Source organism: Nocardioides alpinus, from assembly GCF_900112035.1.
Classification (GTDB): domain Bacteria; phylum Actinomycetota; class Actinomycetes; order Propionibacteriales; family Nocardioidaceae; genus Nocardioides; species Nocardioides alpinus.
In genome coordinates this window covers 147,896-161,392 of the sequence record NZ_FOKC01000004.1, presented here as the reverse complement: position 1 = coordinate 161,392, position 13,497 = coordinate 147,896, and the positions used below count along the sequence as shown (strand labels likewise).

Annotated in this window: 13 protein-coding genes; 9 read left to right on the top strand and 4 right to left on the bottom strand. The window is 71.3% G+C overall.

The window, feature by feature from the left end:
- Positions 1–20 precede the first annotated feature (20 nt).
- The 6 genes from BM127_RS10605 to BM127_RS10580 all read left to right on the top strand — a co-directional run bounded on the left by BM127_RS10605 (position 21) and on the right by BM127_RS10580 (position 7,174).
- Positions 21–920 (top strand): exonuclease/endonuclease/phosphatase family protein, encoded by a 900-nt coding sequence (locus BM127_RS10605; protein ID WP_091198413.1) that lies wholly within the window; start codon positions 21–23, stop codon positions 918–920.
- A gap of 109 nt (positions 921–1,029) precedes the next feature.
- Positions 1,030–2,253, top strand: coding sequence for a GAF domain-containing protein (locus tag BM127_RS10600; RefSeq protein WP_091198412.1), 1,224 nt, complete (start codon positions 1,030–1,032; stop codon positions 2,251–2,253).
- A 421-nt stretch (positions 2,254–2,674) separates the two neighbouring features.
- Complete coding sequence (locus BM127_RS10595; protein ID WP_091198410.1) at positions 2,675–3,148, top strand: (2Fe-2S)-binding protein; 474 nt, start codon at positions 2,675–2,677, stop codon at positions 3,146–3,148.
- Complete coding sequence (locus tag BM127_RS10590; RefSeq protein ID WP_091198407.1) at positions 3,145–5,613, top strand: xanthine dehydrogenase family protein molybdopterin-binding subunit; 2,469 nt, start codon at positions 3,145–3,147, stop codon at positions 5,611–5,613. Before BM127_RS10595 ends, BM127_RS10590 begins: the two co-directional genes overlap by 4 nt.
- Entirely contained in the window at positions 5,610–6,458 is an 849-nt protein-coding gene (locus tag BM127_RS10585) for an FAD binding domain-containing protein (RefSeq protein ID WP_091198405.1), read from the top strand. Before BM127_RS10590 ends, BM127_RS10585 begins: the two co-directional genes overlap by 4 nt.
- Positions 6,458–7,174, top strand: a complete 717-nt coding sequence (locus tag BM127_RS10580) for an SRPBCC family protein (RefSeq protein WP_091198402.1) — start codon at positions 6,458–6,460, stop codon at positions 7,172–7,174. The genes BM127_RS10585 and BM127_RS10580 overlap by 1 nt, the downstream gene beginning before the upstream one ends.
- Positions 7,175–7,184: 10 nt before the next feature.
- Here BM127_RS10580 and BM127_RS10575 read toward each other — a convergent pair whose 3' ends face one another.
- On the bottom strand, positions 7,185–7,799 hold the full coding sequence (locus tag BM127_RS10575; protein ID WP_372476582.1) for an alpha-ketoglutarate-dependent dioxygenase AlkB: 615 nt from the start codon (positions 7,797–7,799) through the stop codon (positions 7,185–7,187).
- 126 nt (positions 7,800–7,925) lie between these two features.
- On the opposite strand from BM127_RS10575, the gene BM127_RS10570 reads away from it, so the two are divergent.
- On the top strand, positions 7,926–8,648 hold the full coding sequence (locus BM127_RS10570) for a GntR family transcriptional regulator (RefSeq protein ID WP_091198396.1): 723 nt from the start codon (positions 7,926–7,928) through the stop codon (positions 8,646–8,648).
- A 3-nt stretch (positions 8,649–8,651) separates the two neighbouring features.
- Here the strand turns inward: BM127_RS10570 and BM127_RS10565 are convergent, their stop codons facing one another.
- Positions 8,652–9,230, bottom strand: coding sequence for an HD domain-containing protein (locus BM127_RS10565; protein ID WP_091198393.1), 579 nt, complete (start codon positions 9,228–9,230; stop codon positions 8,652–8,654).
- Positions 9,227–10,096: an oxygenase MpaB family protein gene (locus BM127_RS10560; RefSeq protein WP_198554238.1), complete on the bottom strand. Its 870-nt coding sequence runs from the start codon at positions 10,094–10,096 to the stop codon at positions 9,227–9,229. The genes BM127_RS10565 and BM127_RS10560 overlap by 4 nt, the downstream gene beginning before the upstream one ends.
- Before the next feature lie 93 nt (positions 10,097–10,189).
- Between BM127_RS10560 and BM127_RS10555 the strand changes: the two genes are divergently transcribed.
- Together BM127_RS10555 and BM127_RS10550 are read left to right on the top strand one after the other, a co-directional pair.
- Positions 10,190–10,651: a MerR family transcriptional regulator gene (locus tag BM127_RS10555; RefSeq protein ID WP_091198391.1), complete on the top strand. Its 462-nt coding sequence runs from the start codon at positions 10,190–10,192 to the stop codon at positions 10,649–10,651.
- Positions 10,652–10,717: 66 nt separating this feature from the next.
- The gene (locus BM127_RS10550; RefSeq protein ID WP_091198388.1) at positions 10,718–11,758 is read left to right on the top strand and encodes an NAD(P)-dependent alcohol dehydrogenase; all 1,041 of its coding nucleotides are present in this window, start codon (positions 10,718–10,720) and stop codon (positions 11,756–11,758) included.
- 57 nt (positions 11,759–11,815) lie between these two features.
- Here BM127_RS10550 and BM127_RS10545 read toward each other — a convergent pair whose 3' ends face one another.
- Positions 11,816–13,465, bottom strand: a complete 1,650-nt coding sequence (locus BM127_RS10545) for a DNA repair helicase XPB (protein ID WP_091198385.1) — start codon at positions 13,463–13,465, stop codon at positions 11,816–11,818.
- Positions 13,466–13,497: the final 32 nt, after the last annotated feature.

Here is a 13,497-nt window from a genome sequence, read left to right as displayed (position 1 = left end):
CCTCACCTATGGTCTTTCGAATGCTTTCGGTCACCCCGTTCCACCGCGCCCTCGCCCGCCTGTCCGCCCTGGTCCTCTCGGTGGTCCTGCTGGCGGCCGGCACGACGCTGGTCGGGTCGCCCTCGCAGGCCCGCGAAGAGGCACGGTCAGGGTCCGCTGCGTCGGTCCCGGGCGGCCGCTTCAGCGTGGCGACGCTCAACCTGCGCAAGGGGATGCGGGTCCCGGGCATGCGTCATGACATCCGGCAGGTCATCGGGGGCGGCGCCTCGGTCGTCGGGTTCCAGGAGCGGCTCTTCAGTCGCCCGGCGCTGCGCGCGAGCCTGCCGAAGTCGTGGACGCTCCTCATGCCCAGCGGCCCCACCGGCACCGACGACAACCCGATCGCCTTCGACAAGGACGTCTGGGAGCTGGAGAAGACCTGGTCGGCCCTCCTGACCGGCAGGACCTGGCGGCGCCAGACCGGGCAGACCGCGCACGACCAGTACGGCGTGGTGGCCGTGCTCCGGCACCGCGTCAACGGCCACGTCATCCGCGCCGTGAGCTTCCACCTGCCCAACCACCTCCACAACCGACGCACGGGCGGTCCGAACTACGCCAACCGCGCCGGCGTCGAGGCGATGTGGCGGATGGCTGCGAGGATCCGGTTCCTCGCGCAGGACGCGCGCCCGAGCCATCAGTTCGTCGCGATGTGCGACTGCAACGTGACGGAGAACCGGGACACCACCGACGCCCTCGTGAAGGGTCGGATCACCGGGCCCCTGCAGCTGGAGACCAACTACACCGGTCGCAAGGGCGGGTCGGGGATCGACTACGTGATGGGCGAGCGCGACTCGGCCTTCGGCATCGACTCCTACGAGTCCTACCGCCGCCTGGTCACCGACCACCCCGGCATCGTCGCCACCTTCACGCGCCGGCGCTGACCCGCACCGGCTCCGGTCCCCCCGGCCACGATGACGCCCGGAACCGAGCGGTCCCTGTTGCGAGCGTCACACTCGGGCTAGGTTTGCCGCGACCCCGTGGGAGCCGCGAATGAACAACGATGACCTGCACGCACGCCGCGTGAGCGCCGTGCGTGCCTGGACGCAGTTCGTGGCCGAGGGCGCGGAGGAGGAGTCCGCGGTCCGCCCGGAGATCCTCCGCAGCTGGCAGCTCTCGGGCGTCGTCTCGCCCGCCGTCACCCACGCCCCGCTCGCCGACGAGGGTGACACCGCCGAGTTCTGGAGCCAGTCGCCGCTGCAGACCGCCGTCTCGCGGGTGCAGGACGAGCTGCGCCGCACGGCCGAGGACGGCGACCTGGTCATCGCGATCACCGATGAGCAGACCAGGATCCTGTGGACCTACGGCGGCCGGGCGATGCGGCGCAAGGCCGAGACCGTCAACTTCGTGCCGGGTGGACGGTGGGACGAGCTCAGCGTCGGCACCAATGCCCTCGCGATCGCCGGGCGGACCGGCACCCCGTCGATGGTCTTCAGTGCCGAGCACTACGCCGAGGTCGTCCACAACTGGGTCTGCTGGGCCGCACCCGTCTTCGACCCGGCCACCGGCCGGCCCCTGGGGGTCATCGACCTGTCGACCACGTGGGACCGCACCCACCCCATCGGCCTCGCGACCGCACGCGTGATGGCGAGGCTCATCGAGGCCGCGCTGCCCACCGATCGTCGTACGACGACGGCCGGGACGGTCGGCCCCGACGAGCCGGGGCTGACGCTCACCCTGCTCGGCACCGCCGAGGTCTGGCTCGACGGGCAGCGGCTGCTGCTCAACCGGCGCCAGACCGAGATCCTCGCCCTCCTCGCGCTGCACCCGGGCGGGCTGTCGGTCGAGCACCTGCACTCGCTGCTCTACGGCGACTCCGCGGTCACCACGTCGACCCTCAAGGCCGAGGTCTCGCACCTGCGCGCGGCGCTGTCGGGCCAGCTCTCCTCGCGCCCCTACCGGCTGACCATGCCGGTGGCCACCGACATCGAGGAGGTCCAGCGGCTCCTGCGCCGCGGCGACGTCCGCGCGGCCGTACGCGCCTACGGCGGCGACCTGCTGCCCGGCACCGACTCGCCCGCGCTCGTGCAGATGGGCGACTACCTCGCGGTGAGCGTGCGCGAGGCCCTCCTGGCCCATCCCGACCCCGACGCGGTGCTGCGCTACAGCGACCTCGCCCCCTACGACACCGCGGTGGTCGAGGCGTGCCTCGCCTCCCTCCCGGTCCACCACCCGGTCGCTCCGTTGCTGAAGGGGAAGCTGGCCTCGGCGCGCTGAGGCTGTTGCAGGAGTCACCGCTTGAGCGGTGACTCCCGCGCGGGTCGGCCGTTGCAACGGCCCAACCGCGCACAACTCGGCCCACCTCTGGTGCTCGCGGGGCTGAAGGGGGTGGCGGGTCGCACGGCCGCGGCCCCTCGACGCGTCGTAGGACGTCTGCTGGAGGTGGGTCTCGACGCGCTGCACCGGGCTCGCAGGCTCGCCCGCCGCGTCCCCTCGACGCGTCGTACGACGTCTGCTGGAGGTGGGTCTCGACGCGCCGCCGCGGGTTCGCGAGCTCACCCGCGCCGCTTGCTCGACCGGGACGGCCGAGACCGCGAGCTCGTTCCTCGCTCGCGGTCTGCCCGCCCCCAACCGTTGGCCAACCAGCGCGGCCTACGTTCTGAGGTGGAGTGACCCACCTCACACATGGAGCTGCCTGATGACGAAGATCGAACTCACCGTCGACGGGGCTGCGGTCTCCGATGACGTCGAGCCCCGCATGCTGCTGGTGCAGTACCTGCGCGAGAAGCTCGGCAAGACCGGCACCGTGATCGGGTGCGACACGTCGAACTGCGGCGCCTGCACCGTGCACCTCGACGGCACGAGCGTGAAGTCGTGCAACGTGCTCGCCGTGCAGGCCAACGGCCGCACTGTCACGACCATCGAGGGCCTCGCCGACACCGCCGAGGGCGAGCTCCACCCGGTCCAGGAGTCCTTCCGTGAGTGCCACGGCCTCCAGTGCGGCTTCTGCACCCCCGGGATGATCATGCAGGCCGTCGACCTGCTGGGCGAGAACCCCGACCCGACCGAGGAGGAGGTGCGGCTCGGCATGGAGGGCAACCTCTGCCGCTGCACCGGCTACCACAACATCGTCAAGAGCGTGCTCCACGCCGCCGAAGGAGCCAAGGCATGACTGCGACCCAGGACCGTCCCGCCGCCGAGATCGGCAAGGACCGCCGCCGCAAGGAGGACCAGCGCCTCATCACCGGTCGCACCCGCTGGACCGACAACATCACCCTGCCGGGGATGCTGCACATGGCGATGGTGCGCAGCCCCTTCGCCCACGCGAGCATCACCTCGGTCGACACCGAGGCCGCCAAGGCCTCGCCCAACGTGGTCGCGGTGCTCTCGGGCAAGGACTTCGGCGCCGAGCTCGGCGTGTGCATCAACGCCTGGCCCATCACCCCGGACCAGAAGACCCCGACCCACTCGCCGATGCCCGCCGACCGCGTCGCCTTCGCCGGCGAGATCGTCGCCGTGGTGGTGGCGCGCAGCGCCGCCGAGGCGCGCGACGCTGCCGAGCTGGTCGACGTCGAGTACGACGAGCTGCCGGCCGTGATCGGCATCAAGAAGGCGCTCGAGGACCAGGTCCTCGCCCACCCCGACCTCGGCACCAACAAGTCGGCCCTGTGGGTCTTCGACTCGGCCGAGGCAGGCACCGGCTCCGAGGTGGACGCCGCCATCGAGACGGCCCGCGCGGACGGCATCCTCATCGAGCGTGAGTACCGCCAGCAGCGCTTGATCCCGGCGTTCATGGAACCCCGCAGCGTCGTCGTCGACCCGACGGGCGAGCAGATCACCATGTGGTCGGCGACCCAGATCCCGCACATCCTCCGGTTCGCCCTGGCGGCCACCACCGGCGTACCCGAGTCGAAGATCCGGGTGATCGCCCCCGACGTCGGTGGTGGTTTCGGAGGCAAGCTGCAGACCACGCCCGAGGAGTGGATCGCCTGGGCCGTGGCCCGTCGTCTCTCCAAGCCGGTGAAGTACACCGAGACCCGCAGCGAGAGCCTGATGGCGGCCCACCACGGCCGCGACCAGGTCCAGACGCTCACCCTCGCGGCCGACAAGGACGGCAAGGTCACCGGTCTCAAGGTGCACCTCGATGCCGACCTGGGCGCCTACATCGCCGTCGTCGGCGGTGGTGTCCCGGTGCTGGGTGCCTTCATGTTCAACGCCATCTACAAGTTCCCGTCCTACCGCTTCGAGTGCCAGACGGTCCTGACCAACACGACCTTCACCGACGCCTACCGTGGCGCCGGGCGCCCGGAGGCGACGTACGCCATCGAGCGGCTGATGGACGAGCTGGCCGCCGAGGTCGGGGTGGACCCCCTCGAGATCCGCGAGCGCAACTGGATCAAGCACGAGGAGTTCCCCTTCACGACCATCGCCGGTCTGGAGTACGACACCGGCAACTACGAGGCCGCGACCAGGCTGGCCAAGGAGTCCTTCGGGTACGACGCCCTGCGCGCCGAGCAGAAGGAGCGCCGCGACCGCGGTGACCGGGTCCAGCTGGGCATCGGCGTCTCCACCTTCACCGAGATGTGCGGACTCGCGCCGAGCCGCGTGCTCGGCAGCCTCGACTACGGCGCCGGCGGCTGGGAGCACGCGAGCGTGCGGATGCTGGCGACCGGCAAGGTCGAGATCGTCACCGGCGCGAGCGCGCACGGCCAGGGCCACGAGACGGCGTTCAGCCAGATCGTCGCCGACCGGCTGGGCGTCCCGTTCGAGGACGTCGAGGTGCTGCACGGCGACACCCAGATCGCGCACAAGGGCCTCGACACCTACGGCTCGCGCTCACTGGTGGTCGGCGGCGAGGCGCTCGTCCGCGCGGTCGACAAGGTCATCGACAAGGCCAAGCACCTCGCGGCCCACCTGCTGGAGGCCAGCGAGGACGACCTCGAGTACAACGACGGGAGGTTCACCGTCGCCGGCACCGACCAGGGGATCGCGATCCAGGAGCTCTCGACGGCGGCCTTCGCGGCGCACAACTACCCCGAGGACATGGAGCCGAGCCTCGACGCCGAGGCGACGTACGACCCGGTGAACTTCAACTACCCCCACGGCACGCACCTGTGCGCCATGGAGGTCGACACCGAGACCGGCGCGGTGAAGATGCGCAAGTACACCTGCTGCGACGACATCGGCGTCATCATCAACCCGTTGATCGTCGCCGGCCAGGTCCACGGCGGCCTGGTGCAGGGGATCGCCCAGGCGCTCTGGGAGGAGGCGGTGCACGACGAGGCCGGCACTCTGGTCAGCGGATCGTTCGTCGACTACCTCCTGCCGACGTCGGCCGACACGATCTCCTTCGACGTCGTCCACACCGACGACCCGAGCGTCTGCACGACCAACACGCTCGGCACGAAGGGCGTCGGCGAGGCCGGCACCATCGCGTCCACGCCCGCGGTCGTCAACGCCGTCGTCGACGCGATCCGCCACCTCGGCATCAACGACATCCAGATGCCGTGCACGCCCGAGCGCGTGTGGCGGGCGATCCAGGGCTCGAAGGCGGGCGGTGCGACCGAGACACCTCCGGACGCGATGCCCCACTTCAAGGACGGCGCCCTCAACCAGGACGAAGGAGCAGGCCAGTGATCCCGGTGAAGTTCGACTACCTCGCACCGACCTCGGTCGAGGAGGCGCTGGCCGCTCTCGGCGAGCACGGTGACGAGGCCAAGATCCTGGCCGGGGGGCAGAGCCTGCTCCCCGTCCTCCGGATGCGGCTCAACGCCCCCGAGGTCGTCATCGACCTCGGCGGCATCAGCTCGCTGCGTGGGATCCGTGACGACGGCGACGCCATCGTCATCGGCGCGATGACCACGCACCACGACGTCCGTGACCATGCGCTCGTCCACGAGCACGCACTGCTGCTCGCCAAGGCGGCTGCCGAGGTGGCCGACTCGCAGATCCGGCACCGCGGCACCTTCGGCGGCGCCCTCGCCCACGCCGACCCGGCGGGCGACCTCGGTGCTCCGGCGCTGGCGCTGGGCGCCCAGTTCGTGATCGCCGGACCCGGCGGCACGCGCACGGTCGAGGCCGACGACTTCTTCGTCGACCTGTTCGAGACCGCCATCGGCGAGGACGAGATCCTCACCGAGGTGCGGGTGCCGAAGCACACCGGTTGGGGCGCCCACTACGAGAAGTTCGTGCGCGTCGCGCACCAGTGGCCGATCGTGGCCGTCGCTGCGACCGTGAAGGGCTCGATCGACGAGGCGCGCGTGGGACTCACCAACATGGGCTCCACCCCGTTGAGGGCGCGCGCCACCGAGGCCGCCCTCGCGGGAGCGAGCGCGACCGAGGACGGCGTACGCGAGGCGTCCGAGCTCGCGGCCGAGGGCACCAACCCGCCCTCCGACCTCAACGGTGCTGCCGAGTACCGCCAGCACCTGGCCCGCGTGCTCACCGGTCGCGCAGTCCTGAAGGCCGCGGGGGCGCAGTAGTGGAGCTGAGCCACCAGTTCACCGTCCCCATCGGCGTCGAGGAGACCTGGGCCCACTTCAACGACATCGCGTCCGTGGCCGAGTGCTTCCCCGGAGCCCAGGTCACCGAGGCGGACGAGTCGTCCTTCGCGGGCTCGGTGAAGGTCAAGCTGGGCCCGATCGCCCTGCAGTACAACGGCTCGGGGACCTTCGTGGAGAAGGACGAGGTGGCGCACCGCTTCGTCGTCGACGCGAAGGGCAAGGACAAGCGCGGCAACGGTACGGCGGGGGCGAAGGTCACGGTCTCGATGGCCGACAACGGCGGCGCCACCGACGTCTCGGTGGAGACCGACCTCGCGATCACGGGCAAGCCGGCGCAGTTCGGCCGCGGCGTGATGCAGGACGTCTCGGACAAGCTGCTCGGCCAGTTCGTGGCGTGCCTCGAGCAACGGCTGGCGGCTCCGGAGCCGGAGCCCGCAGCGCCGGAGCCGGCAGCGCCGGTGGCCGCAGCGGCTGGGGTGACGGAGTCGGCGGCTCCGTCGTCCACCACGCCGCTGTCCGCGACGCCTCCGCCCAGGCCCACCCCGCCGAAGCCGCCGCCGGCACCGCAGCCGGTCGAGGCGCTCGACCTCGGCAGCGCCGTGCTGCCGATCATCCTGAAGTCCTACTGGAAGCAGGCCCTCGCGGCACTCGTCGGCCTGGCGATCCTGCGGCGCCTGGTCCAGCGACGGTCCTGACTCCGCCCGCTCAGAAGACGTTGAGCGGGCGGAACTGCACCGACAGGCGCGGGCCGGAGTGGGCCACCTTCGGCACCGCGTGCTCCCAGGTGCGCTGGCACGTGCCCCCCATCACCACCAGGTCGCCGTGGCCCATGGTCACGGCGACCGAGGTGCCCCCGCCTCTGGGCCGGAGCAGCAACCGTCGCGGGTCACCGACGCTGACGATCGCCACCATGGTGTCGGCGGTGCGGCCGCGACCGATCGTGTCGCCGTGCCAGGCGACGGAGTCGCGGCCGTCGCGGTAGTAGCAGCACCCGGCGCTCACGAACGGCTCCCCGAGCTCGGGGAGGTAGTGCTCGCTCAGGTCCGTACGGGCCCGGGCGAGGGCGGGGTGCGGCAGCGGATCCTCGGCCAGGTAGGTGTGGACGAGTCGCGGGACTTCGACCACGGCGTCGTACATCTCGCGTCGCTCCGAGCGCCACGGCACCCGCTCGACGAGCGCGGTGAAGACGTCATCGGGATCGGTCAGCCAGTCGCGTTGCACGTCGACCCACGCGCCCCGGGAGAGGTGGCGACGTTCAGGGGCGAGCACCGCCGCGGAGTGGGCGGTGGCGTCGGCGAACAGGGACGTCTGGAAGTCCACCGCACGAGCATACCCGATGTGTCGAACGCATGTTCGAGGGCCTGAAATCGAAGGTACCGTCAAGGCTTTACCACAGGCTTTGTCAATTTCTAGACGGCGGTCCAGCCCAGTCCTATCTTGAAAGGTATGGACCAGGTCGATCTCGTCGTGCCCCGCCAGCGGGCGCTGAAGCATGTCCAGGTCCGCGAGCACGTCCGCAGCCTCATCGAGGCGCAGCCGCCGGGCTCCGCGGCACCTTCCGAGCGTGAGCTCGTGGCCCGCTTCGGCGTGGCGCGGATGACTGTACGACAGGCGCTCGACGCGCTCGTCGCGGAGGGGTTGCTCGAGCGGATCCCCGGGCGGGGCACCTTCGTCGCGCAGCCGCCCAAGAACGCCGGCCGTCTCACCTCCTTCACCGAGGAGATCCGCCGCCGCGGCATGCTCCCCGAGTCGCAGACCCTGCTCGCCCGTGTCGAGCAGGCCGGTCCCGGCGTGGCCCGTGCGCTCGACATCTCGCCGGGCGACCCCGTCCTGCACTGGCGTCGGCTCCGTCGCGCCGACCAGGGGATCGTCTGCGTCGAGGACGCCTACCTCAACGAGGTCCTGCTGCCGGGCTTCCTCCAGCACGGCACGCCCACCAGCCTGTACGAAGCGCTTGCCGCCCGCGGCCTCAGGCCGACCGAGGTCGAGGACTCCATCAGTGCCGACCGCGCCAGCGCGGAGGAGGCGACGGTGCTCGAGATCGCCGAGGGCGACCCGGTGCTGCGCCACTCGCGTCGTGCGGTGTCCGACGGTCGGATCGTCGAGGTGTCACGCACGTGCTACCGCCACGACCGCTTCACCGTCTACCTCCAGCTCGCCGACCGCTGAGCCTCACGTCAGCTCGCTGATCTCCCTCGCGAGGTTGGCGCGCGCCGCGGACTCCCAGAGCCCACGCGCCTGCGGCGTGTGGAAGAGGTACGGCTTCGACGCCAGGTCCTGCAGCACCGCGGCCCGCCCGGCCCGGAAGTCCGCCTCGGCCACGTCGGCGAAGTCGGCGCGCACGCCGGCGACGTAGACGTCGTAGCGCTCCCTCGGTGCCGCCAGGATCGCCAGGTCGGCGTCGCTCAGGGCGCACCCGGCAGGGTCGTCGTCGGCGGGCCGGTGGTGGACGGTTATCCGCACCAGGCGCGCCACCTCGTCGGCGTACGCGGGCGGCAGGGCGCGCTCGGCCCACTGGGCGGAGCGTTCCTCGTCGTCGTCGCCACCGTCGTAGACCGCGTCGTGGAACCACGCAGCGAGGCCGACGGTCGTGGGGTCGATGTCCGCGCCGGCCCCCGCGATCAGGTCGAGCCGGTCGAGCACCTCCGTGAGGTGGAGCCGGTCGTGGTAGCCCGGCCGGTCCCACGCGGCGAGCAGCTCGTCGCGCAGGTCGTGCTGGTCGGCCAGCGGCCAGCGGTCGGTGAGGCTCATGCCTGCGCGGTCTCCCGCTGGAGCGTCCGGGCCTGCTCGTGCCCGGTCGACATCGCCCAGCGGATCGTGCGGGTGCCGAGCGTGCCGAGCACGCGGTTGGTCACCGGGGGCACCGGGGGCAGGCGCAGCTCGCGGCGCGCCTCGGTCGGCAGCAGCCCGATCGCGGCCGCGGCCAGCGACAGGTAGCCGGGGCGGGCCGCCAGTGGCAGGTCGGGATGCAGCAGGAGGAAGCGGATGGCGTCGTGTGCCGCCGGCGTGCCGCGCAGCTCGGGGCCGTAGGCCGCGAGCATCCGGCGCAGCTCGTCCTCGGTCTGGGGCGGGTCGACGACGCCGAGGTGGCCGGCCGCGACGCCGGTCTGGGCGACGTACTCGTCGCGCTCGGGTCCTACGAGCCGGCGCTGACCGTAGCGGTCGTGGGCGGTGAGGAAGCTGTCGATCTCCGCGACGTGCACCCACGCAAGCAGGTGCGGGTCGTTGGCGGCGTACGGCGTGCCGTCGGGCATCGTGCCGGTGACGGACTCGTGGGCGCGCTGGACCGCGCGGATGATCTGCAGGGCGTCGCGCTCGGTGCCGAAGGTCGTCATCGCGAGGTAGGTGGAGACCTGTGCGAGCCGGCCCCACATGTCGCCCTGGTAGCCGGAGTGGTCGGCCACCCCCTGCATCGCCGCGGGGTGGAGCGACTGCAGCATGATGGCGCGGATCCCGCCGATGAACATGGAGGCGTCGCCGTGGACGCGGGCGATGGGGGAGTCGGGAGCGAACCACCGCGGTCCGGGCGTGCCGTGCACGCGCTCGCGCGCTTGGTCGCCGTTGGGGCCTGCCACCTTGCGGAACAGCTCGGCGCCGAGGCGCTCGCGGAGGGTCACGCTCCCGAGATTAGCCAAGGGGTCCACGGACGAGAGCCACGTCACCCCGCCGGTCTTTGACTTCGAGTACTCGAAGTTCCTACCGTCGATGACGTGACCATCCACGCCAGTGCCCGCAGCTACTCCATCAAGGAGGCGGCCGCCCTGACCGGGCTGCCCGCCAGCACGCTGCGCTACTACGAGCAGATCGGCGTCATCGCGCCGGTCAGCCGTGGGGCCAGCAGCGGGCACCGGGTGTACGACGAGGGCGACCTCGACCAGCTGATGTGGGTGTCGTGCCTCGCCGCGACCGGGATGTCGGTCAGCGACATGCGTCGCTACATGGCCAACAACCGGCTGGGCGCAGACGCGGCAGCCGACCAGCAGCGGCTGCTCGAGGAGCAGCAGCAGCGCCTGGCGGCCGAGGCCGAGGCCCTGGTCCTGCGCCAGCGCTACGTCGCCCTCAAGATCGCCTACTGGCAGGCCGTCCGCGTCGGTGACAACGCCCACGCCGAGCAGATCTCGGCGCAGGCGCTCGAGCTCGCGGACGAGCTCCGACAGGCCACCGGCGCCTAGTCGCCACCCACCGGGACCCGACCTCGGGACCCGGAGCACCGCCACCCCGAGACGAAGGACTTCAGCATGCGCGTCAACGCCTATGCAGCACCCGCTTCCGGCCAGCCCCTGGCCCCGACCACCATCGAGCGCCGCGACGTCGGCGCGGGCGACGTACTGATCGCCATCGAGTACGCCGGCATCTGCCACTCCGACATCCACACCGTCAACGGGGACTGGGGCCCCCAGCCGTTCCCGCTCGTCCCCGGGCACGAGATCGTCGGCACCGTCACCGAGGTCGGGTCCGACGTGACCCGCCACGCGGTGGGCGACCGCGTCGGCGTCGGGTGCATGGTCAACTCGTGCGGCGAGTGCGACAACTGCCGCGCCGGCGACGAGCAGTACTGCCGCCAGGGCATGGTCGGGACGTACGCCGCCACCGACCGCGACGGCACGACGACGCAGGGTGGCTACTCGACGCACGTCGTCGTCGACGCCGACTACGTCCTGTCGGTCCCCGAGAGCCTCGACGCCGCGGCCGCCACGCCGCTGCTGTGTGCGGGCATCACGACGTACTCGCCCCTCAAGCACTGGCAGGCCGGTCCCGGCAAGAAGGTGGCCGTCGTCGGTCTCGGCGGCCTCGGCCACATGGCGGTCAAGATCGCCCACGCCATGGGGGCCGAGGTCACCGTGCTGTCTCAGTCGCTGAAGAAGATGGAGGACGGCCTGCGCCTCGGCGCCGACCACTACTACGCGACCAGCGACCCGGAGACCTTCGAGGCGCTCGCCGACACCTTCGACCTGATCATCAACACGGTCAGCGCGAAGATCGACATCAGCGCCCACCTCGGGCTGCTGGCCGTCAACGGCGCCATGGTCAACGTCGGCGCGCCCGCTGAGCCGCTCGACGTCAACGTCTTCTCGCTGCTGACCAACCGACGCTCCTTCTCGGGCTCGATGATCGGCGGGATCGCGCAGACCCAGGAGATGCTCGACTTCTGCGCCGAGCACGGCATCGCCTCCGAGGTCGAGGTGATCCCGGTCGACCAGGTCAACGAGGCCTACGAGCGCGTGCTCGCCTCGGACGTGCGCTACCGCTTCGTCATCGACGCCAGCACCCTCGCCTGAGCACGACAGTGGCGCCCGGGGACCTGCCGTCCCCGGGCGCCACTGTCGACCGGTCGTTCAGCTCGGCTCGGCCGTGAGGTCCCCGGCGTCGATGATCCGGTAGGCGTAGCCCTGCTCGGCGAGGAACCGCTGCCGGTTCTGCGCGAAGTCGGCGTCCACGGTGTCGCGCGAGACGATCGTGTAGAAGTGCGCGCTGCGTCCCTCGGTCTTGGGGCGCAGCAGCCGGCCGAGGCGTTGGGCCTCCTCCTGGCGCGAGCCGAACGACCCGCTCACCTGGATGGCCACCTCGGCCGAGGGCAGGTCGATGGAGAAGTTGGCGACCTTGCTGACGACCAGCAGGCCGATCTCGCCGGAGCGGAAGGCGTTGAAGAGCCGCTGCCGTTCCTTGACCGGCGTCTCGCCCTTGATGACCGGGGCGTCGAGCATGGCGGCGATCTCGTCGAGCTGGTCGATGTACTGCCCGATCACCAGCGTGGGCTGCCCGGCGTGCTGCCGCACGAGATCTCGTACGACGTCGATCTTGGCGTGGGTGCACGAGGCGAGGCGGTAGCGGGTGTCGGGGTCGCTCGTGGCGTAGGCCAGCCGCTCGCCGTCGGGCAGGGTGACCCGCACCTCCACGCAGTCGGCCGGTGCGATGTAGCCCTGCGCCTCGATGTCCTTCCACGGCGCGTCGTAGCGCTTGGGCCCGATGAGCGAGAAGACCTCGCCCTCGCGACCGTCCTCGCGCACCAGCGTGGCGGTGAGGCCGAGGCGACGCCGTGCCTGCAGGTCGGCGGTCATCCGGAAGATCGGGGCGGGCAGCAGGTGCACCTCGTCGTAGACGATGAGGCCCCAGTCGCGGGCGTCGAGCAGCTCGAGGTGCGGGTAGACGCCCTTCCGCCGGGTCGTCAGCACCTGGTAGGTCGCGATGGTGACCGGGCGCACCTCCTTGACGGCGCCGGAGTACTCCCCGATCTCGTCCGCGGTCAGTGACGTGCGGGCGATCAGCTCGTCCTTCCACTGGCGCGCGCTGACCGTGTTGGTGACCAGGATCAGCGTGGTGGCCTGCGCGTGCGCCATCGCGGCCGCGCCGACCAGGGTCTTGCCCGCGCCGCAGGGGAGGACGACGACGCCGGAGCCGCCGTCCCAGAAGGACTGGGCGGCCTCGCTCTGGTAGGGCCGCAGCGTCCAGGTCGACTGGTCGAGGTCGATGGCGTGCGCCTCGCCGTCGACGTAGCCGGCGAAGTCCTCGGCGGGCCAGCCGATCTTGAGCAGCGCCTGCTTGAGGTTGCCCCGCTCGCTCGGGTGGACGGCGACGGTGTCGTCGTCGAGCCGGGCGCCGACCATGCCGGCGATCTTCTTGGCGCGCAGCACCTCCTCGAGCACCGGGCGGTCGGTCGAGGACAGGACCAGGCCGTGGACCGGGTGCTTCTCCAGCCGGAGCCGGCCGTAGCGGCCCATGGTCTCGGCGACGTCGACCAGCAGCGCGTGCGGGACGGCGTAGCGCGACCACTTCAGCAGCGCGTCGACGACCTGCTCGGCGTCGTGGCCGGCGGCGCGGGCGTTCCAGAGGCCGAGCGGCGTCAGGCGGTAGGTGTGGATGTGCTCGGGCGATCGCTCGAGCTCGGCGAAGGGCGCGATCGCCTTGCGCGCCTCCGGTGCCGACGGGTGGTCGACCTCGAGGAGCAGCGTCTTGTCGGACTGGACGATGAGTGGACCGTCGCTCATGCGGGGTCCTTGGAGGATCGCGAGCGCAGCGA